Source organism: Petropleomorpha daqingensis, assembly GCF_013408985.1.
GTDB lineage: Bacteria > Actinomycetota > Actinomycetes > Mycobacteriales > Geodermatophilaceae > Petropleomorpha > Petropleomorpha daqingensis.
In genome coordinates this window covers 5,249,642-5,269,970 of record NZ_JACBZT010000001.1, presented here as the reverse complement: position 1 = coordinate 5,269,970, position 20,329 = coordinate 5,249,642, and the positions used below count along the sequence as shown (strand labels likewise).

At 73.2% G+C, this 20,329-nt stretch carries 19 protein-coding genes; 11 read left to right on the top strand and 8 right to left on the bottom strand.

What is annotated here, in order from left to right:
- The first annotated feature begins 5 nt into the window (after positions 1-5).
- The 10 genes from uvrC (at position 6) to GGQ55_RS25875 (ending at position 10,601) form a co-directional block, all read left to right on the top strand.
- A complete protein-coding gene (uvrC, locus tag GGQ55_RS25920; RefSeq protein ID WP_179721820.1) occupies positions 6-2,024 on the top strand; it encodes an excinuclease ABC subunit UvrC in 2,019 nt (672 codons plus the stop codon).
- Positions 2,021-2,911: an RNase adapter RapZ gene (gene rapZ, locus GGQ55_RS25915; RefSeq protein WP_179721819.1), complete on the top strand. Its 891-nt coding sequence runs from the start codon at positions 2,021-2,023 to the stop codon at positions 2,909-2,911. Before uvrC ends, rapZ begins: the two co-directional genes overlap by 4 nt.
- 10 nt (positions 2,912-2,921) lie before the next feature.
- Entirely contained in the window at positions 2,922-3,923 is a 1,002-nt protein-coding gene (locus GGQ55_RS25910) for a gluconeogenesis factor YvcK family protein (RefSeq protein ID WP_366490281.1), read from the top strand.
- An 88-nt stretch (positions 3,924-4,011) separates the two neighbouring features.
- The gene (gene whiA / locus GGQ55_RS25905) at positions 4,012-4,992 is read left to right on the top strand and encodes a DNA-binding protein WhiA (RefSeq protein WP_179721818.1); all 981 of its coding nucleotides are present in this window, start codon (positions 4,012-4,014) and stop codon (positions 4,990-4,992) included.
- Between the two features lie 94 nt (positions 4,993-5,086).
- Positions 5,087-6,091, top strand: a complete 1,005-nt coding sequence (gap, locus tag GGQ55_RS25900; protein ID WP_179721816.1) for a type I glyceraldehyde-3-phosphate dehydrogenase — start codon at positions 5,087-5,089, stop codon at positions 6,089-6,091.
- A complete protein-coding gene (locus GGQ55_RS25895; protein WP_179721814.1) occupies positions 6,091-7,284 on the top strand; it encodes a phosphoglycerate kinase in 1,194 nt (397 codons plus the stop codon). The genes gap and GGQ55_RS25895 overlap by 1 nt, the downstream gene beginning before the upstream one ends.
- Positions 7,284-8,063 carry a triose-phosphate isomerase gene (gene tpiA / locus GGQ55_RS25890; protein ID WP_179721812.1) on the top strand — a complete coding sequence of 260 codons (780 nt, stop codon included), beginning with the start codon at positions 7,284-7,286 and terminating at the stop codon, positions 8,061-8,063. The genes GGQ55_RS25895 and tpiA overlap by 1 nt, the downstream gene beginning before the upstream one ends.
- A gap of 45 nt (positions 8,064-8,108) precedes the next feature.
- Positions 8,109-9,890, top strand: coding sequence for an ABC transporter substrate-binding protein (locus GGQ55_RS25885; protein ID WP_179721810.1), 1,782 nt, complete (start codon positions 8,109-8,111; stop codon positions 9,888-9,890).
- A 20-nt stretch (positions 9,891-9,910) separates the two neighbouring features.
- Positions 9,911-10,144 carry a preprotein translocase subunit SecG gene (gene secG, locus GGQ55_RS25880; protein ID WP_179721808.1) on the top strand — a complete coding sequence of 78 codons (234 nt, stop codon included), beginning with the start codon at positions 9,911-9,913 and terminating at the stop codon, positions 10,142-10,144.
- Between the two features lie 163 nt (positions 10,145-10,307).
- A complete protein-coding gene (locus GGQ55_RS25875) occupies positions 10,308-10,601 on the top strand; it encodes an RNA polymerase-binding protein RbpA (protein WP_218859449.1) in 294 nt (97 codons plus the stop codon).
- Here GGQ55_RS25875 and GGQ55_RS25870 read toward each other — a convergent pair.
- The 6 genes from GGQ55_RS25870 to tkt all read right to left on the bottom strand — a co-directional run bounded on the left by GGQ55_RS25870 (position 10,570) and on the right by tkt (position 17,761).
- Complete coding sequence (locus GGQ55_RS25870) at positions 10,570-10,740, bottom strand: hypothetical protein (RefSeq protein WP_179721804.1); 171 nt, start codon at positions 10,738-10,740, stop codon at positions 10,570-10,572. The genes GGQ55_RS25875 and GGQ55_RS25870 overlap by 32 nt on opposite strands.
- Positions 10,741-10,834: 94 nt before the next feature.
- Positions 10,835-11,641, bottom strand: a complete 807-nt coding sequence (pgl, locus tag GGQ55_RS25865; protein ID WP_179721802.1) for a 6-phosphogluconolactonase — start codon at positions 11,639-11,641, stop codon at positions 10,835-10,837.
- Positions 11,641-12,819, bottom strand: coding sequence for a glucose-6-phosphate dehydrogenase assembly protein OpcA (locus GGQ55_RS25860; RefSeq protein WP_179721800.1), 1,179 nt, complete (start codon positions 12,817-12,819; stop codon positions 11,641-11,643). The genes pgl and GGQ55_RS25860 overlap by 1 nt, the downstream gene beginning before the upstream one ends.
- Positions 12,816-14,333 carry a glucose-6-phosphate dehydrogenase gene (gene zwf, locus GGQ55_RS25855; protein ID WP_179721798.1) on the bottom strand — a complete coding sequence of 506 codons (1,518 nt, stop codon included), beginning with the start codon at positions 14,331-14,333 and terminating at the stop codon, positions 12,816-12,818. The genes GGQ55_RS25860 and zwf overlap by 4 nt, the downstream gene beginning before the upstream one ends.
- Positions 14,334-14,404: 71 nt before the next feature.
- On the bottom strand, positions 14,405-15,505 hold the full coding sequence (gene tal, locus GGQ55_RS25850; RefSeq protein WP_179721795.1) for a transaldolase: 1,101 nt from the start codon (positions 15,503-15,505) through the stop codon (positions 14,405-14,407).
- A gap of 42 nt (positions 15,506-15,547) precedes the next feature.
- Positions 15,548-17,761 (bottom strand): transketolase, encoded by a 2,214-nt coding sequence (gene tkt / locus GGQ55_RS25845; protein WP_179721792.1) that lies wholly within the window; start codon positions 17,759-17,761, stop codon positions 15,548-15,550.
- A gap of 295 nt (positions 17,762-18,056) precedes the next feature.
- On the opposite strand from tkt, the gene GGQ55_RS25840 reads away from it, so the two are divergent.
- A complete protein-coding gene (locus GGQ55_RS25840) occupies positions 18,057-18,977 on the top strand; it encodes a heme o synthase (protein ID WP_366490275.1) in 921 nt (306 codons plus the stop codon).
- A gap of 85 nt (positions 18,978-19,062) precedes the next feature.
- On the opposite strand, the gene GGQ55_RS25835 is transcribed toward GGQ55_RS25840, so the two are convergent.
- Complete coding sequence (locus tag GGQ55_RS25835) at positions 19,063-19,989, bottom strand: COX15/CtaA family protein (protein ID WP_179721785.1); 927 nt, start codon at positions 19,987-19,989, stop codon at positions 19,063-19,065.
- A 36-nt stretch (positions 19,990-20,025) separates the two neighbouring features.
- Positions 20,026-20,241, bottom strand: a complete 216-nt coding sequence (locus tag GGQ55_RS25830) for a hypothetical protein (RefSeq protein WP_179721782.1) — start codon at positions 20,239-20,241, stop codon at positions 20,026-20,028.
- Between the last annotated feature and the right edge of the window lie 88 nt (positions 20,242-20,329).

Genomic DNA, 20,329 nt, shown 5'->3' with positions numbered 1-20,329 from the left:
GAGACGTGCCCGACCCGTCCACGTACCGACCGGCGGTCGGCAGCATCCCGGAGTCCCCGGGCGTCTACAAGTTCCGCGACCCCAACGGCCGGGTCATCTACGTCGGCAAGGCCAAGAGCCTCCGCCAGCGGCTGAACAGCTACTTCGCCGACGTCGTCGGCCTGCACCCGCGCACCCGGCAGATGGTCACGACCGCGGCCAGCGTCGAGTGGACCGTCGTCGGCACCGAGGTCGAGGCCCTCCAGCTCGAGTACAACTGGATCAAGGAGTTCGACCCGCGCTTCAACGTCCGCTACCGCGACGACAAGAGCTACCCGTCGCTGGCCGTGACGCTGAACGAGGAGTACCCGCGGCTGCAGGTCATGCGCGGCCCCAAGCGCAAGGGCGTCCGCTACTTCGGCCCCTACGCCCATGCCTGGGCGATCCGCGAGACCCTCGACACCCTCACCCGCGTCTTCCCCGCCCGCACCTGCTCCAACGGCGTCTTCAAGCGCGCCGGCCAGATCGGCCGCCCGTGCCTGCTCGGCTACATCGGCAAGTGCTCGGCGCCCTGCGTCGGCCGGGTCACCGCCGAGGAGCACCGCGCCATCGTCGACGACTTCGTCGACTTCATGGCCGGCCGCACCGACCTCATGGTCAAGCGGCTCGAGCGCGAGATGGCCGAGGCCGCCGAGGCGATGGAGTACGAGAAGGCCGCCCGGCTCCGCGACGACCTAGGCGCGCTCAAGCGGGCGATGGAGAAGCAGGCCGTCGTCCTGGGGGACGGCACGGACGCCGACGTCGTCGCCTTCGCGCAGGACGACCTCGAGGCCGCCGTCCAGGTCTTCCACGTCCGCGGCGGGCGGGTCCGCGGCCAGCGCGGCTGGATCATCGACAAGGTCGAGGAGGTCAGCACCGGCCAGCTCGTCGAGCAGTTCCTGCTGCAGGTCTACGGCGGCGTCGACGAGGAGACGGGGGAGTCGGGCACCGCCGGGGAGGCCGTCCCGCGCGAGGTGCTCGTCCCGGAGCTGCCCGACGACGCCGACGTCTACGAGGAGCTGCTCTCCGAGCTGCGCGGCAGCCGGGTCAGCCTCCGCGTCCCCCAAAGAGGTGACAAGCGGGCCCTGCTCGAGACAGTCGAGCGCAACGCCAAGGAGGCCTTCGCCCGCCACCGGGTGAAGCGCTCCAGCGACCTCACCGCGCGCAGCCTCGCTCTGCAGGAGCTGCAGGAGGCCCTCGACCTGCCCGACGCACCGCTGCGGATCGAGTGCATGGACGTCTCGCACGTCCAGCAGACCAACGTCGTGGCCAGCATGGTGGTTTTCGAGGACGGCCTGCCCAAGAAGTCCGACTACCGCCGGTTCTCCGTGACACACGGAACCGACGACACCGCCGCCATGGCCGAGGTGGTCCGCCGCCGGTTCGCCCGGCACCTCAAGGAGGAGGAGGACCGCAAGAACGAGCAGGGCATCGCCGCCGAGGAGGGCCGGGCGCGCAAGTTCGCCTACCCGCCCAACCTCCTCGTCGTCGACGGCGGCGCCCCGCAGGTCGCGGCCGCCAGCCGGTCGCTGGACGAGCTGGGCATCGTCGACGTCGCCGTCTGCGGTCTGGCCAAGCGGATGGAGGAGGTGTGGCTGCCCGGCGAGCCCGACCCGGTGATCCTGCCGCGCACCTCCGAGGCGCTGTACCTGCTCCAGCGGGTCCGCGACGAGGCGCACCGGTTCGCGATCACCTACCACCGGCAGAAGCGCTCGACCTCGATGCTGGTCTCCCTGTTGGATGACGTCCCGGGCCTCGGCGACACCCGGCGGAAGGCGCTGATGAAGAAGTTCGGCTCGCTCAAGCGGCTGCGCGCGGCCTCCCTCGAGGAGCTCATGACCGTGCCCGGGATCGGACGACGGACGGCGGAGGCCGTGCAGGCCGCGATCACCGAGCCGGTGGTGGAGGAGTCGACCCTGGCGCCGGACGGTCCCGCCGAGCGCGGCGAGCCCGCGCCGGACGCCGGCGACACCGCCGAGGTCGGCCGCGTCGGAGCCGGCCGGTGAGCGCGGACGGACCCACGACCCCGGAGGTCCCGCCGCTGGAGGTCGTCGTCGTCACCGGCCTGTCCGGCGCCGGCAAGAACAGCGCGGGGCGGGTGCTCGAGGACCTCGGCTGGTTCGTCGTCGACAACCTGCCACCGGCCCTGCTGCAGCCGATGGTCGAGCTCGGCGCCCGCGGCGACCTGCGCCGGTTCGCCGCGGTCGTCGACGTCCGCAGCCGGGCTTTCTCCAGCGACCTGCAGGAGTCGATGCGGGTGCTCGAGGCGGCCGGGCACCGCCCGCGGGTGGTCTACGTGCACGCCAGCGACGAGGTGCTGGTCCGCCGCTACGAGTCCAACCGCCGCGAGCACCCGCTGCAGGGCGCCGGCCGGCTGATCGACGGCATCGCCGCCGAGCGCACCCTGCTCACCGGCATCGCCGGCGACGCCGACCTCTGGGTGGACACCAGCGACCTCAACATCCACCAGCTGCGCGCGACGCTGGAGAACGCCTTCGCCCGCGACGGCCAGACGCCGCCGCTGACCGCGACCGTGCTCAGCTTCGGCTTCAAGTACGGCCTGCCGCTCGACGCCGACCTGGTCGTCGACGCCCGCTTCCTGCCCAACCCGCACTGGCTGCCGGAGCTGCGCCCGAAGACCGGCCGCGACCCCGAGGTCCGCGACTACGTCCTCGGCCAGGACGACGCGACCGAGTTCCTCGAGCGCTACACCGACGTGCTGCGCGTGCTCATCCCCGGCTACCGGCGCGAGGGCAAGCGGTACCTGACGCTCGCCGTCGGCTGCACCGGCGGCAAGCACCGCAGCGTCGCCATCGCCGAGGAGTTCGCCCGCCGGCTCAACGCCGAGGGCGTGGCCGCGGCCGCCCGGCACCGCGACCTGGGCCGCGAGTAGGCCCGGGGTCGTGGGAGGGAACGTCCGGCGGGTCGAGGGCCCGCTGCCACCGGTGCCGACGGCGCCGCCACCGCCGCGCGTGGTCGCCCTGGGCGGCGGGCACGGCCTGTCGGCCGCGCTGCGCGCCTGGCGGCGGATCACCCGGAACCTGACCGCCGTCGTCACCGTGGCGGACGACGGCGGCTCCTCCGGGCGCATCCGCCGCGAGCTGCCCTACCTCCCGCCCGGCGACCTGCGGATGGCCCTGGCCGCCCTCGCCGACCAGGGCGACCGCACGCAGGCGATGACCGACCTGCTGCAGCACCGCTTCGGCGGCAGCGGCGTGCTCGCCGGCCACTCGGTCGGCAACCTGGTGCTCACCGGCCTCACCGAGCTCTACGGCGGCGACGCCGTCCGCGCCCTCGACGAGCTGGGCGCGCTGCTCGGAGCCCGCGGCCGGGTCCTGCCCATGGCCGCGGTCCCGCTCGACCTCGTGGCCCGGGTGGAGAGCGTCGATCCCGACGACCCCGCCCGGCACCGGACGATCCGCGGCCAGGTGGCGATCGCCGCGACACCCGGCCGGGTCCGCGACATCCGGGTCATGCCGCCGGACCCGCCGGTGCCCGACGCCGTCCTCGACGCGATCGCGACCGCCGACGTCGTCTCGCTGGGTCCCGGGTCGTGGTTCACCTCCGTCCTGCCGCACCTGCTCGTCCCGCGGCTGCGCAAGGCGCTGGAGACCACCCGGGCCCGGGTCGTCGTCGTCCTCAACCTGGAACCGCAGGCGGGCGAGACCGACGGGTTCAGCCCGGAGGAGCACCTGCGCGTGCTGCAGGCCCACCTGGGCGGAGTGGCGTTGCACACGGTCATCGCCGATGCGGAATCGGTGGTTGACCGGCATGGTCTCCTAACTGCGGTGCGCGCATGCGGCGCCGAGCTCGTCCTGGCACCCGTGGCCGAGCCCGACGGTGCACCACGGCATGATCCCGAGCGGCTGTCCGCCGCACTGGCCTCCGTGGCCGGGGCGCGCTAGGAGTAAGGGGGCTCGACCGGGTATCGGAACGATCGATGCCCGGCCCGGGGGACGAGCCGAGGAATTCAGGGGGAAAGGAACACCGCAGATGGCGATGACCGCGATGGTCAAGGACGAGCTGTCCCGAGTGGAGTGCAGCAAGACGTCCGAGCGCAAGGCCGAGGTCACCGCGCTGCTGCGCTTCTCCGGCGGCCTGCACATCGTCGGTGGACGGGTGGTCATCGAGGCCGAGCTGGACACCGGTTCCGTGGCGCGGCGGCTGCGGCGCGACATCAGCGAGGTCTACGGCTACACCAGCGGCGTCAGCGTGCTCGCCGGCGGCAACATCCGCCGCGGCGTGCGCTACCTGGTCCGCATCGCCAAGCACGGCGAGGGCCTGGCGCGGCAGACCGGCCTGGTCGACCAGCGCGGCCGCCCGGTGCGCGGCCTGCCGCCGGCCGTCGTCTCGGGCAGCATCGGCGACGCCGAGGCCGCCTGGCGGGGCGCGTTCCTCGCCCACGGCTCGCTGACCGAGCCCGGTCGCTCGTCGTCGCTGGAGGTCACCTGCCCCGGACCCGAGGCGGCCATGGCCCTGGTCGGGGCGGCGCGCCGGCTGGGCATCGCCGCCAAGGCGCGCGAGGTCCGCGGCGCCGACCGGGTCGTCGTCCGGGACGGCGACGCCATCGGTGCGCTGCTGACCCGCATGGGCGCCCACGACGCCGTCCTCGCCTGGGAGGAGCGGCGGATGCGCCGCGAGGTCCGGGCGACCGCCAACCGGCTGGCCAACTTCGACGACGCCAACCTCCGCCGCAGCGCCCGCGCCGCGGTCGCCGCGAGCGCGCGCGTGGAGCGGGCGCTGGAGATCCTCAACGGCGACGCCCCGGAGCACCTGCTCATGGCCGGCCGGCTGCGCCTCGAGCACGGCCAGGCGTCGCTGGAGGAGCTCGGCCAGCGGGCCGACCCGCCGATGACCAAGGACGCCGTCGCCGGCCGGATAAGGCGTCTCCTGGCGATGGCCGACAAGCGGGCCAAGGACCTCGGCATCCCCGACACCGAGTCCGTCGTGACCGAGGACATGCTCGCCCAGTAACCGGCCGGGCAAGCCACCCGCTCCGCCCGATAGGGTTTCGGGCGGAGCGAGGCCGCGTGCCCCAACGCGGCCCCCTGACGGCATGGAGGTCCTCGTGACGGTCCGGGTTGGCATCAACGGTTTCGGGCGGATCGGCCGCAACTTCTACCGGGCGGCGGCCGCCAGCGGCGCCGACGTGGAGATCGTGGCGGTCAACGACCTGACCACCCCCGAGGCGCTGGCGCACCTGCTGAAGTACGACAGCATCCTGGGCAAGTTCCCCGAGGAGGTCGCCGCCGTCGGCGACGGGATCAAGGTCGGCGGCGCCACCCTCAAGGTGCTCGCCGAGCGCGACCCGGCCGCGCTGCCGTGGGCGGACCTGGGTGTCGACGTGGTCGTGGAGTCGACCGGCTTCTTCACCAAGGCCGAGGACGCGCGCAAGCACGTCGACGCCGGCGGCGCCAAGAAGGTCATCATCTCCGCCCCGGCCACCGGCGACGACCTCACGATCGTCATGGGCGTCAACGACAACCTGTACGACGGCTCGCAGACGATCATCAGCAACGCGTCCTGCACCACGAACTGCCTCGCGCCGCTGGCCAAGGTGCTCAACGACGCCTTCGGCATCGAGCGCGGTCTGATGACCACGATCCACGCCTACACCGCCGACCAGAACCTGCAGGACGGCCCGCACAAGGACCTCCGCCGGGCCCGCGCCGCCGCGCTGAACATGGTCCCGACCTCGACCGGCGCCGCCAAGGCGATCGGGCTGGTGCTGCCGGAGCTCAAGGGCAAGCTCGACGGCTACGCCATCCGCGTCCCGGTGCCCACCGGCTCGGCGACCGACCTCACCGTCCAGCTGTCCCGCGAGGCCTCGGCCGAGGAGATCGACGCCGCCTACCGCGAGGCCGCGGCCGGCCCGCTCGGCAAGTACCTCACCTACACCGACGCGCCGATCGTCTCCTCCGACATCGTCACCGACCCGTCGTCCTGCATCTACGACGCGAAGCTGACCAAGGTCTTCGGCCCGATGGCCAAGGTCCTGGGCTGGTACGACAACGAGTGGGGCTACTCCAACCGCCTCGTCGACTCCGTCGTCCTGGTGGGCAACTCCCTCTGATGCGCAGCCTCGACGACCTCCTCGCCGAGGGTGTCTCGGGTCGGCGCGTGTTCCTGCGCGCCGACCTGAACGTCCCGCTGGACAAGACCACCCGGGCCATCACCGACGACGGCCGGATCCGCGCCAGCCTGCCGACCCTGCAGGCGCTGCGCGACGCCGGCGCCCGGGTGGTCGTCGCCGCCCACCTCGGCCGGCCGAAGGGCGCGCCCGACCCGCAGTACTCGCTCGCCCCGGTCGCCGCCCGGCTGGGCGAGCTGCTGGGCGTCGAGGTGCCGCTGGCGACCGACGTGGCGGGGGAGGACGCGACGACGCGCGCGGCCGGCCTGGCCGACGGCGACGTCCTCCTGCTGGAGAACGTCCGCTTCGAGGCGGCCGAGACGTCCAAGGACGACGCCGAGCGCGGCGAGCTGGCCGACCGGCTGGCGGCGCTCGCCGACGTCTACGTCGACGACGCGTTCGGCGCGGTGCACCGCAAGCACGCGAGCGTCTACGACATCGCCCTGCGGCTGCCGCACGTCGCCGGCCGCCTGGTCGCCCGTGAGCTCGACGTGCTGCGCCGGCTGACCAGCGACCCCGAGCGGCCCTACGCCGTCGTCCTCGGCGGCTCGAAGGTCAGCGACAAGCTCGCCGTCATCGAGGCGCTGCTGCCCAAGGTCGACACGCTGCTGGTCGGCGGCGGGATGTGCTTCACCTTCCTCAAGGCCCAGGGCCACGAGGTCGGCAGGTCGCTGCTCGAGGCCGACCAGGTCGACACCTGCAAGCGGCTGCTCGACGAGGCGGGGAGGAGGATCGTGCTGCCGGTCGACGTCGTCTGCGCCCCCGAGTTCAGCGCCGACGCCCCGACCACCACCGTGGACGCCGACCAGATCCCCGCGGACCAGCTCGGCCTCGACATCGGCCCGCGCAGCGTCGAGCTGTTCGCCCGCGAGCTGGCCGGATCGCTCACCGTGTTCTGGAACGGCCCGATGGGCGTCTTCGAGCTGGCTCCCTTCGCGGCCGGCACCCGCGGGGTGGCCGAGGCCGTGGGGCAGGTCGAAGGGCTCTCCGTCGTCGGCGGCGGCGACTCGGCGGCCGCGGTCCGCCAGCTCGGCCTCGACGAGTCGGCCTTCAAGCACATCAGCACCGGCGGCGGCGCGTCGCTGGAGTACCTCGAGGGCCGGGAGCTGCCCGGCCTCACCGTCCTGGAGGGTTGATGGCGCGCCGTCGGCTGATCGCCGGCAACTGGAAGATGAACCTGACCCACCTCGAGGCCATCGGGCTGGTGCAGAAGATCGTCTTCACGGTGCCGGAGAAGGTGCTCGACAAGACCGAGGCGGTGGTGCTCCCGCCGTTCACGGCGCTGCGCAGCGTGCAGACCCTGGTCACCGGCGACAAGCTGCCGGTCGGCTTCGGCGCGCAGGACCTCTCGCCGCACGACTCGGGTGCCTACACCGGCGACATCAGCGGCGCGATGCTCGCCGCGATGGCCTGCTCCTACGTCGTCGTCGGGCACTCCGAGCGGCGCACCATCCACGGCGAGGACGACGCCCTGGTCGCCCGCAAGGTGCAGGCCGCGCTCAAGCACGGGCTCACCCCGATCCTCTGCGTCGGCGAGGGGCTGGAGATCCGCCAGGCGGGGAACCACGTTCCCCACTGCAGCGACCAGCTCGACGGCTCGCTCGACGGCGTCAGCGCCGACGACGTGCGGAAGGTCGTCCTGGCCTACGAGCCGGTGTGGGCGATCGGGACCGGTGAGGTGGCCACCCCGGAGGATGCGCAGGAGGTCTGCGGGGCGCTGCGGGCGCGGCTCGCCGAGCGCTACGGACCGGAGACCGCCGACGTCGTCCGTATCCTCTACGGGGGATCGGTCAAGGCCGGCAACACCGCCGGGATCCTCGCTGGTCCCGACATCGACGGGGCCCTCGTCGGCGGTGCCAGCCTGGACGCCGACGAATTCGCATCGATCTGCCGGATCGCGGCAGAGAACGGCTGACCGCCGCCTGCTGCACCCGGCGGCGGGGCAGCAGGGGGAGTGGCAGTGGGGAGCGTCCTCGAGCGCGTGCCGAGCTGGGCACGCGGCCGGTCGGGGCACCGCTTGCTCGGCGGCCTGGTGGTCGTCGTCCTCGTCGTCGTGCTCGCGGTCAGCTGCAGCGGCGGCGCCAGCGGGACGGTCGACGTCCCGGTCCAGAGCGGGAAGCCGGACGCCGGCGTCACCGGTGTGCGCGCCCCCTCGACCACGACCGGCGGCACGCTGCGCGTGGTGTCCGGGCCGGTCGACAGCCTCGACCCCCAGCGCTCCTACTCACCGGGCGTGTGGAACCTCATGCGGCTCTACGTCCGCACGCTGGTCACCTACTCGTCGAAGCCCGGCAAGACCGGGCAGCTCGTCCCCGACCTGGCCACCGACCTGGGCACCACCCCCGACGGCGGCTCGACCTGGACCTTCACGCTCAAGGACGGCGTGGCGTTCGCCGGCGGGCGGCCGATCACGTCCAAGGACGTCAAGTACGGCATCGAGCGGTCGTTCGCCTCGGACGTCGTCGTCGGCGGCCCGAACTACGTGGTCGACCTCCTGGACGACCCCGGGAACCAGTACGCCGGCCCGTACCAGGACGAGGCGCCGGACCACCTCGGGCTGGGCTCGATCGAGACGCCGGACGACAAGACCCTCGTCTTCCACCTGCGCACCCCGCAGCCGGACTTCCCGTTCGTGATGGCGCTGCCGTCGAGCAGCCCCGTCCCGGTCGAGTCCGACACCGGGGCGAACTACGGCACCGCGCCGGTCTCCTCCGGCCCGTACACGATCACGGCCGTCGACGCGACCAGCATCCGGCTCGAGCGGAACAAGGACTGGAAGCAGGCCACCGACGACGTCCGCACCGCGCTGCCCGACGCCGTCGTCGTCCGCACCGGGCTGTCGGGCATCGAGCGCGACCAGGCGGTCCTCGCCGGCTCGGCCGACGTGGACATCACCGGCGCCGGCGTGCAGCCGGCGACCACCGCGCGGCTGACCCAGGACGACACCGACCCGCCGCTGTCCGACCGGGTCGACGACGTCACCACCGGCGCCGTCCGGCTGCTCGCGCTGCCCACCGACGTGGCGCCCTTCGACAACGCCGACTGCCGTGCCGCCGTCGCGCAGGCCGTCGACCGCCGCAGCCTGCAGCAGGCGCAGGGCGGGGCCGGCGCGGCCGTCCGCAGCTCCGTGCTGTGGCCCCGCGGGCTGCCCGGCGGTCCCCAGGACACGGACCCGGCGCCCGATCCCGCCGCGGCCCGGAAGTCGCTCGAGGCGTGCGGTCAGGCCCACGGCTTCTCCACCGTGCTCGCCGTCGCCGACGCCCCGACCAGCGTCGGCGTCGCCCGCGAGGTCGCCCACGAGCTCTCCGGGATCGGGATCAAGGTCGACGTGCAGGCCCTGGACCCGACCACCTTCTACGCCACGGACGTCGGCGACCCCGACAACGTGAAGGCCAAGGGCTACGGGATCATCCTCGCCACCTGGACCGGGGACTTCCCGACCCCGGCGTCGTTCCTGGTGCCGCTCGTCGACGGGCGGAGCATCCGCACGCCGGGGAACACGAACTACGCGCGGCTCAACGACGCCGACATCAACGGCCTGGTCGACACCGCCCGCGCCGCAGCCGGCGGGAACGGCGCGCTCGACGCGTGGGGCGAGGTCTCGACCGCCGCCGCCAAGAGCGCCGCCTACGTGCCGCTGTCGGAGAACCGCATACAGCTGATCGCCGGACAGCGGTTGCGCAACGGACTGGTGATGCAGCCGTACGGCGGGTACGACCTCGCCACCGCCGGGGTCCGCTGAGCGTCGGCTACCCTGGTCCCATGGTCGAGATCGTCCTGAACGTGCTGCTGGTGCTCAGCAGCCTGCTGCTGGTGGTGCTGATCCTGCTGCACCGCGGCAAGGGTGGCGGTCTGTCCTCGATGTTCGGCGGCGCGGTCTCCTCGTCGCTGGCCGGCTCCTCCGTGGTCGAGAAGAACCTGAACCGGCTCACCGTCTTCTGCGGCGTCATCTGGGCCGTGTGCATCGTCGCACTGGGCATTCTGCTCAAGGTCTGACCGCATCCAGCGACCCGCGCAGGGAAAACTGCACGGGAGAACGCCCTTCCAGGCTCTAGACTGCGCGAGCGGCAGTCGGCCGCTCGTCCGGCCGACCGGAGTTCAGGGAGCGCTCGTGGCTGGTGGCAACGCGATCCGGGGTACTCGGGTCGGAGCAGGTCCGATGGGTGAGGCCGAGCGCGGGGAGGCCGCGCCACGGCACCGCATCGCCTTCTGGTGTGCCAAGGGGCACGAGACCCGCGTCGCGTTCGCGACCGACGCCGAGGTCCCCGAGCTCTGGGACTGCCCCCGCTGCGGCCTCCCGGCCGGCCAGGACCAGGACGCCCCGCCGCCCGCACCGCGGACCGAGCCGTACAAGACTCACCTCGCCTACGTGCGCGAGCGGCGCACCGACGCCGACGGCGACGCGCTGCTCGACGAGGCGCTCAGCCGCCTGCAGGCCCGCCGCGGCGGCTGACCTCTAGCGCGCCGGTGACCCAGCGCGCCTCGGCCACGTCCCAGTACTCGCTGAGCGGGCGCTCGCGGCGTGGCCGGCGCGCGGGCTCGCTCGGCGTGCGCGGGGTGGGGATGGCGGGCGCGGTGACGCTGGCGGTCATGGCAGGAGCTCCTTCGGCGACGGTCGGGAGTGTGGACCCGCCGTCAGGGTGCGGTCGACCCCTTTCGCTCCGCTTGCAGAGTTCTTGAACCGCCTCAGGCCTCCGGAAGCCGGCTCGCGGCGGCGGCGTCGAGGAGCCACCGCGTGGCGCGGCGCCCGTGCACCGCGCCGGCGGGCAGTTCGGTCCCCGGGGCGCCCCGGACCCCGCGCGCCACGGCCTCGGCCTTGCCCTCGCCGGCGACCAGCAGCCAGATCTCCTCGGCCGAGTTGATCGCCGAGAAGCCGAGGCTGATCCGGGTGGGCGGCGGCTTCGGGCAGTCGTGCACGGCCACCACCGGGCGGTCGTCCTGAGCGGCCGGTGAGTCCGGGAAGATCGAGGCCACGTGGCCCTCGGGGCCCATGCCGAGCAGCAGGACGTCGAAGCGCGGCACCTCGTCGTCGCCTCCCAGCTCCGCCAGCTCGGCGGCGTACCAGTGGGCCGCCTCCTCCGCGGTGGCGAACTCCCCGTCGGCGGCCGGCATGGCGTGCACCCGCTCCTCGGGCACCCCGACCCGGTCCAGCAGCGCCCGGCGCGCGCCGAGCTCGTTGCGGTCGTCGCTGTCGGCGGGTACGAACCGCTCGTCGCCCCACCAGATCTCGACCGCCGTCCAGTCGACGACCTCGCGCTCGGGCTCCTCGGCCAGGTCGGCCACCCGCTCGAGCATCGCCGTCCCGACCCCGCCGCCGGTGAGCACCACCGAGGCGACGCCGTGCACGGCCTGCGCCGCGGCCACCCGGGCGACGAACGCCGAGGCCGCGGCGCCGGCCAGCCGGTCGGCGTCCGGCTCGATGACGATGTCGGGGGGCGGCACACCCTCCGAGGCGAGCTCGGCCTCGATCCGTTCCCCCGGTGGCAGCGACATCAGTGGGCCACGTTCTCGTCGTCGTGCTCGCCGTGCTCGGCGACCTCGTCGGCGCCCGTCGAGTCGGCCGGCACGGTCGGCGCGGGCTTGGCCGCACCCGTGCGCTTGCGGCCGGTGGCGCCGGGCCGCGTGTTGGTCCGGGGCACGCTCGCCGGCCGGGCGGTGCCGGGCCGGGTACCCGAGTTCGGGTCGGCCGGGTCGAACCAGATGTGCTCGCGCACCGGCGAGCGGTCGGCCAGCCCGCCCACGCCGGTGGCCGCCTCCAGGGCCTCCTGGTACGGCTCGTCCGGGTCGAGCCGGCGCAGCTCCTCACCGAGCAGGTCGCCCAGCGGCCGGTCGGGGAGGGCCACCGTCGTCTCCGGCCGGAACGGCTGGCTGATGGTCGCGCCGCCCCGGCGGTCGGCCTGCACCCGGATCTCCTCGTTCTCGTCGAGCTGCAGCACGACGGCGTCGACCCCGCTCGGCCCGGGAGACCGCTCGGCCTTGACGACCTCGAACGAGGATCCGCAGCGGGAGGCGAGCCATCCCGCGAGCAGCTCCGCGGTCGGGCTGCCCAGGCGCCCCTCGACCCGCCCGCCGCGGACCCGCACGCCTTCGCCGCGGCGGCCGGCGACCGAGTCCAGCGTCATGGTCAGGGTGCTGCGCCAGGTGGTGGTCCGGGTCCAGGCCAGGTCGGTGTCGCCGGGGGCGTAGTCCTTGGCCCGGGTGACCAGCGCGGCGACCGGGTCCTCGGCGATGGAGCTGTCGGTGATCCGCCGGTCGGCGATCACGGCCAGCGGATCGGTCGCCATCCGGTCCGGCGGGTCCGCGTGCCACCAGGTGACCACCGGCGCGTCGGCGGCGAGCAGCGGCAGCACGACCGACTCGGCGTGCAGCGCCAGCCGGCCGTACATGCGCATGACCACAGCCTCGCCCGGGCCCAGCCGGCCGCCGATGAGCACCTCGGCGTCCAGGCGGGGCATCGGCGCGTCGATCTGCCGCCGGACGACGACCAGCAGCCGGCACGGGTGCTGCTCGGCCGCCGCGGTCGCCGCCTCCTCGGCCTCGGCCACCCGGCTCTCGTCGGCGACGACCACGAGGGTCAGCGCCACGCCGGACAGCACGGCACCGCCGGTGCGCCGCTGCGCGGCCAGCTCCTTCACGACGGCGGAACCGGTCGTGTCCCAGAGAGTGGTCACGGTCGGCGCCACCTCCTTCCCTCGGCGGCGAGCATCTCGTCGGCGGCGCGCGGGCCCCACTCGCCGGCCCGGTAGAAGTGCGGGGTGGTCCCGGTCCAGAACTCCTCGAGCGGGTCGATCACCCGCCACGAGGCCTCCACCTCGGCGTTGCGCGGGAACAGCGTCGCGTCACCGAGCAGGACGTCGAGCAGCAGCCGCTCGTACGCCTCGGGGCTGGCCTCGGTGAACTGCTCGCCGTAGAGGAAGTCCATCGACACGTCGCGGACCTCCATGACGCTGCCGGGCACCTTCGACCCGAACTTGAGGGTCACGCCCTCGTCGGGCTGGACGCGGACGACGAGCTGGTTGTTGCCGAGCTCCTCGGTGTCCGTCGGCGCGAACGGCAGGTGCGGCGCGCGCTTGAACGACAGCGCGATCTCGGTGACCCGGCGCGGCAGCCGCTTGCCGGTGCGCAGGTAGAAGGGGACCCCTGCCCACCGCCGGGTCTCCACGCCGAGCCGGACCGCGGCGAAGGTCTCGGTCTTCGACTTCGGGTCGACGCCTTCCTCCTGCCGGTAGCCCTTGGCCCGCTGCCCGGCCAGCCAGCCCTGCTCGTACTGGCCGCGGATGGCGAACGTCTCGAGGTCCTCGGGCAGCGAGATCGCCCGCAGCACCTTGAGCTTCTCGGTGCGGATCTCCTCGGCGGAGAACTCGACCGGCTCCTCCATGGCGGTCAGGGCCAGCAGCTGCAGCAGGTGGTTCTGCAGCACGTCGCGGGCGGCGCCGGTCTTCTCGTAGAACCCGGCCCGCCCGCCGATGCCGACGTCCTCGGCCATGGTGATCTGCACCGAGTCGACGTGGTGGCCGTTCCAGATGGGCTCGAACAGGGTGTTGGCGAACCGCAGCGCCAGCAGGTTCTGGACGGTCTCCTTGCCCAGGTAGTGGTCGATGCGGAAGACGTCGTCGGCGCTGAACACCGAGTCGACCAGCGCGTTCAGCTCGCGGCTGGAGGGCAGGTCGGTGCCGAACGGCTTCTCCACGACCACCCGGCGCCAGCGGTCCGGGGTGCTCTCGGCCATGCCGGTGCGCTGCATCTGCTTGAGCACGACCGGGAACATCGCCGGCGGGATGGACAGGTAGAACGCGGCGTTGCCGCCGATCCCGTGGCTGCCCTCGAGCTCGTTGAGCGTGTCGGCGAGCTCGTCGAAGGCGTTGTCGTCGTCGAAGCTGCCCTGCACGAACCGCACGCTGCTGGCCAGCTGGTCCCAGACCTCCTCGCGCCACGGCGTGCGGGCCGCGTTGCGGGCCGCGTCGCGCGCCAGGTCGGCGAAGTCGGAGTCGCCCCAGTCGCGGCGGGCGAAGCCGAGCAGCGCGAAGTTGGTCGGCAGCAGGCCCCGGTTGGCCAGGTCGTAGATGGCCGGCAGCAGCTTCTTGCGGGCCAGGTCGCCGGTGATCCCGAAGACGACGAGGGCGCAGGGCTCGGGAACGCGGGGCAGCCGCCGGTCCCGCGGGTCGCGCAGCGGATTGGTGATCATCATCCGTCCTCGTGGTCAGGTGGGGTCGCCGTCCGGCCCGACGGCGGGCCGGACGGCGAGGGACCGGCGAACTACTTGAGCTTCTCCAGCTCGCTCTTGACCGAGTCGGTGAGCTCGTCCCACGAGTCGACGAACTTCTTGACGCCCTCGTCCTCGAGGACCTTGAAGACGTCGTCGAGGTCGACGCCGGCATCGGCGACGGACTTCATCACCGCGGCCGCCTCGTCGTAGGCCTTCTGCACCGGGGTGCCGGGCTCGCCGTGGTCGGCGTAGGCCTTCATCGTCTTCTCCGGCATCGTGTTCACGGTCCCGGGAGCGATGAGCTCGGAGATGTACATCGTGTCGGAGTACTCGGGGTTCTTGACGCCGGTCGAGGCCCACAGCGGCCGCTGCGGGGCGGCGCCCTTGGCCTCGAGCGCGCGCCAGCGGTTGGAGGAGAAGACCTCCTCGTAGGCCTGGTAGGCCAGCTGCGCGTTGGCCACGCCCGCCCTGCCCTTGAGCGAGGCGTCGGCGCCGAGCTTGTCCAGCCGCTTGTCGATCTCGGTGTCGACGCGGGACACGAAGAAGGACGCCACCGAGGCGATCCCCTCGAGCGACCCGCCGTTGGCCACCCGCTTCTCGAGACCGGACAGGTAGGCGTCCATGACGGCGCGGTACCGGTCGAGGCTGAAGATGAGGGTGACGTTGACGCTGATGCCGTGGGCGATCGTCTCGGTGATCGCCGGCAGGCCGGCCTCGGTCGCCGGGATCTTGATGAACAGGTTCGGCCGGTCGACCAGCCACCACAGGTGCGCGGCCTCCGCGGAGGTCGCGTCGGTGTCGTGGGCCAGGCCCGGCGCCACCTCGAGCGACACGCGGCCGTCACCGGGCTGCCGGTCGGCGACCGGGCGCAGCAGGTCGCAGGCGTCGCGGACGTCGGAGGCGGTGATGGTGCGCAGCGCCTCCTCGACGCTCACCGAGCGGACGGCGAGGGCGTGCACCTGGTCGTCGTAGGAGTCCGAGCCGCTGATCGCCGCGGCGAAGATCGTCGGGTTGGTGGTGACGCCGACCACCGAGTACTCGTCGACCAGCGACTGCAGGTTGCCGGTGCGGATGCGGTCGCGGGAGAGGTCGTCGAGCCAGACGGCGACCCCGGCCGCGGAGAGCTCCGCCAGCCTCTCGTTCTGTGCCATGTCTGCCTTCCTTCGGTAGCTGTGACGACCAACCAAGGCTGTCTAGCGGTCGCCGGTGGGGTGGGGGAGACCCCCGGTGGCCGGCACCGGGCCGGCCGGGACGGCGTTGCCGGACCGCGCCGCCTCGATGCTCTCGCGGGCCGCGGCCACGACGGCCTCGTGTGTCAGGCCGAACTCCTCGTAGAGCTTCGAGTAGGCGGCGCTCGCCCCGTAGTGGGTGAGGCCGACGATGCGGCCGGCGTCGCCGACGAACTCGCGCCAGCCCATGGGCACGCCGGCCTCGACGCTGACGCGGGCGCGGACGGTGGGCGGGAGCACCTCGTCCTTGTACGCCTGGTCCTGGTCGGCGAACCACTCGAAGCACGGCACGGACACCACGCGGGTCGGCACGCCGTCGGCCTCGAGCACCTCGCGGGCGGCCACGGCGATCTGCACCTCCGAGCCGCTGCTGAGCAGGATCAGCTCCGGGCTGCCGTCGGAGGCATCGGCCAGCACGTAGGCACCACGGGCGACACCCTCGGCGGAGTTCATCTGCGTCCGGTCGAACACCGGCAGGTTCTGCCGCGACAGCGCCAGGCCGGCCGGGCGGTCGTTGTTCTCCAGGATCGTCCGCCACGCGACGGCGGTCTCGTTCGCGTCGGCCGGCCGGACGAAGTCCAGGCCCGGGATGGCGCGCAGCGCCGCGTAGTGCTCGATCGGCTGGTGGGTCGGGCCGTCCTCGCCGAGGCCGATCGAGTCGTGCGTCCACACGTAGATGACCGGCAGCTGCATGAGCGCGGCCAGCCGCACCGCCCCGCGCATGTAGTCGGAGAAGGTGAGGAACGTGCCGCCGTACACGCGCGTGCCGCCGTGCAGGGCGATGCCGTTCATGATCGAGCCCATCGCGTGCTCGCGGACGCCGAAGTGCAGCGTGCGGCCGTAGGGGCCACCGGACCACATCTTCGTCTGCCGGTTGGCCGGCAGGAACGACGGTTCGCCCTTCACCGCGGTGTTGTTGCTCTCCGCGAGGTCGGCCGAGCCGCCCCAGAGCTCGGGCAGCGCGGGGTAGAGCGCGGCGAGCACCTCGCCGGAGGCCTTGCGGGTGGCCACGCCCTTGGGGTCGGCGTCCCAGGTCGGGAGCTTCTCGGCCCAGCCGTCGGGCAGGGTGCGGGTGCTCATCCGGGCCAGCAGCGCGGCGCCGTCCGGGTTGGCCTGCTTCCAGGTGTCGAACTTCTGCTGCCACTCGGCGTGGGTCTGCTTGCCGCGCTCGACGACCCTGCGGGCGTGCTCGATGACCTCGGCGGCGACGTCGAAGTTCTTGTCCGGGTCGAAGCCGAGCACCTTCTTGGTGGCCTTGACCTCGTCCTCGCCGAGGGCGGAGCCGTGCGCGGCGCCGGTGTTCTGCTTGTTCGGCGCCGGCCAGGCGATGATCGTCCGCAGCACGATCATCGACGGCCGTCCGGTCTCGGCCTTGGCCGCGGCGAAGGCGGCGTCGATCGCGGCGAGGTCCTCGCCGTCGTCCACGTGCTGGACGTGCCAGCCGTAGGCCTCGTAGCGCTTGCCGACGTCCTCGGTGAAGGCGACGTTGGTGTCGTCCTCGATCGAGATCCGGTTGTCGTCGTAGACCAGGACCAGGTTGCCCAGCTCCTGGGTGCCGGCCAGGGACGACGCCTCGCCGCTCACGCCCTCCTCCAGGTCGCCGTCGGAGGCGAAGGCCCAGATGGTGTGGTCGAAGAGGCTCTCGCCCTCGGGGGTGTCGGGGTCGAACAGGCCGCGCTCGCGGCGGGCGGCCATCGCCATGCCGACGGCGTTGCCGACGCCCTGGCCGAGCGGGCCGGTCGTCGTCTCGACGCCGGGGGTGTGGTTGACCTCCGGGTGGCCCGGGGTCTTCGAGCCCCAGGTGCGCAGCGCCTCGAGGTCGGCCAGCTCCAGGCCGTAGCCGGACAGGTAGAGCTGGATGTAGAGGGTCAGGCTCGAGTGGCCCATCGACAGGACGAACCTGTCGCGGCCGACCCAGTTCGGGTCGCTCGGGTCGTGGCGCAGCCACTTCTGGAAGAGCAGGTAGGCCGTCGGCGCCATGCTCATCGCCGTCCCGGGGTGGCCGTTGCCGACCTTCTGGACGGCGTCCATCGCCAGGACGCGGACGGTGTCGATGGCGCGGCGGTCCAGCTCGCCGAAGCCGTCGGGCAGGGTGGGGTGCGGCTGGCGCGGCGAGCCGGTAGGGGCGTCGCTGGCAGCTTCGGCGGGGGCCTCGGACGCGGTGCTCTGCGTTCCCATGTGGTTGCGTGCCTCTCGGGTCGGGCTCGGTTCGTGCTCTCGGGCCCGGCGGCCGGTGCGAGCGGTCCCGGGCGGACGACGGTGCGCGGAGCGGGGGCAGTGTGGCACCGTCCTCGTCGTCAGCGCCCTACCCGCTGCACGCGCAGCATCAACGTGACCAAACCCTAGTCATCCCAGCCGGTCGGGGGTCGGGGCGAGGGCTATGGTGAGGCGGTCTGATTCCCCGGTTCGAAGGGACCCCCGTGCTGTTGTCCCGCCCGGTGGGGCCCTGCGTCCGCGCGGCGGAGGCTTCCCGGTGACGGCGGTCTCCGAGCGACCCGCCCTCGCCACCCGCCGCGTGTCCGCGGTCGTGCGCGCCTACGTGGCGCTGACCAAGCCGCGGATCATCGAGCTGCTCCTGGTCACCACCGTGCCGGCGATGATGCTCGCCGCCGGCGGCTGGCCGTCGTGGCGGCTGCTGCTGGCCACGCTGGTCGGCGGCACGCTCGCCGCGGGTGCCGCGAACGTCTTCAACTGCTGGTACGACCGCGACATCGACCGGCTCATGCACCGGACCGAGCGCCGGCCGCTGCCGATGGGCGAGATCAGCCCGCGCGGCGCGCTGGTCTTCGGCGTGGTGCTCACGGTCGTCTCCACGCTGCTGCTGGCCACCACGACGACGCTGCTCGCCGCCGGGCTGGCCCTCGGCGCGATCGGCTACTACGCCGTGATCTACACCGTGATCCTCAAGCGGCACACCCGGCACTCGACGCTGTTCGGCGGCGTGCCCGGCGCCGCGCCGGTGCTCATCGGCTGGGCAGCGGTGACCGGGTCGCTGGCGTGGCCGGCCGTCGTCCTCTTCGGGGTCGTCTTCTGCTGGCAGATGCCGCACTTCTGGGCCCTGGCGATGCGCTTCCGCGCCGACTACGAGCGGGCCGAGGTGCCGATGCTGCCGGTCGTGGCGACGGCGCGGTCGGTGGGGCGGCAGACCGTCGTCTGGACCTGGCTCACCGTCGCCGTCTCGCTGCTGCTGTGGCCGGTGGGCGGCGACTACGGGATCGGCTGGCTCTACACCGCCGCGGCCGCCGGGCTGGGCCTCTGGTTCGCGATCGAGGCGCACCGGCTGCTCTCGCGGATCCGCCGCGGCGCGGAGACCAAGCCGATGCAGCTGTTCCACATCTCGATCTCCTACATGGCGCTGCTCTCGGTCGCCGTCATCCTCGACGTCCTGATCTGAGCCACCGCTTCACCGCCGCGTCACCCTCGCCGTGTGGTCGCCACCCTCGTGGCAGAACGCGAGGGCGGCGGCGATACCGCGCGGGTCAGTGGGCGGCGGTCGCCGTGACCTGGGGCGCGTCCAGCGGCAGCTCGCTCGCCGGGCCGTGGATCGACCAGACCAGGCGGGCGGCGGCGACGGTGATCAGCGCCGCGCCCAGCATGTGCAGCAGGACGACGGCGATCGGCAGGCCGGTGAAGTACTGCACGTAGCCGATGACCCCCTGGGCCAGCTCGACGACCAGCAGGTCGCGGGCCGCGCGGCGCACCCGGCCGGGGGAGTCGGTCGCGTAGAGCGCGACCAGCAGGGCCACGGTCAGGCCGACCAGCAGGAAGACGACGTCGGCGTGCAGCTGGCTGACCAGCTCCGGGTCGAACCCGGTGCGGCCCGCCTTCGGGTCGCCGCTGTGCGGTCCGCTGCCGGTGACGACGGTGCCGATCACCAGCACGGCCCCGGTGACGACGGCGATGCCGGTGACCAGCAGCGGGATCGGCCGGCGCACGACCAGCTGCCCGACGCCGGGCTCGGTCGACCGCAGCCACAGGGTCGTGGCGATCGCGACCAGCACCATCGAGAGGAGGAAGTGCCCCGCGACGATCCACGGGTTGAGGCCGGTGAGCACGGTGACGCCACCCAGCAGGGCCTGGACCGGGATGCCGAGGAAGCTCAGCACGGCCAGCCGGCGCAGATCACGCCGCGCCGAGCGCCACACGACGACCAGCACGGCGACGGCGGTGATCGTGAGCAGGAAGGTCAGCGTCCGGTTCGTGAACTCGATGACGCCGTGCCCGGCCAGCTCCCTCGTCGGCACGAGGCTGGCGTCGGTGCACTTCGGCCACGTGGGGCAGCCGAGGCCCGAGCCGGTCAGCCGCACCGCGCCCCCGGTGACGACGATGAGCACGTTGGCGACGACGTTCGCGAGGGCCACCCGCGAGACCACGGCGGGGGAGAAGGCCCGGGGGAGCACTGGCACGCAGCCGATGCTAGGCGGTCGGTCCTCCTGCTCCGGTCACCTCCGCTTGGCGGCCTTGTGGTGCGGCCCGACCTCGCGCCACGCCCAGCGCACCCCGGCCACCCAGCCGATCACCCAGGCGGCGACGGCGGCCACAGCGGTCGGCACGAGCCAGCCCTCTCGGGCCTTGTGCGGAGGCTGGTGGGATCGGGCGACGCCATCCGCCGCGGGGTGCACGGGCCGTTGCTCGGCCTGCTTGGTGTCGTACGCCATGTCGAGAACCCCCTCGTGGGACGTCCTCCCATCACAGGCCGGGACGGGGAGCCGGGTAAGTGGCCTACGTCCCGGACAGTGCGGGACC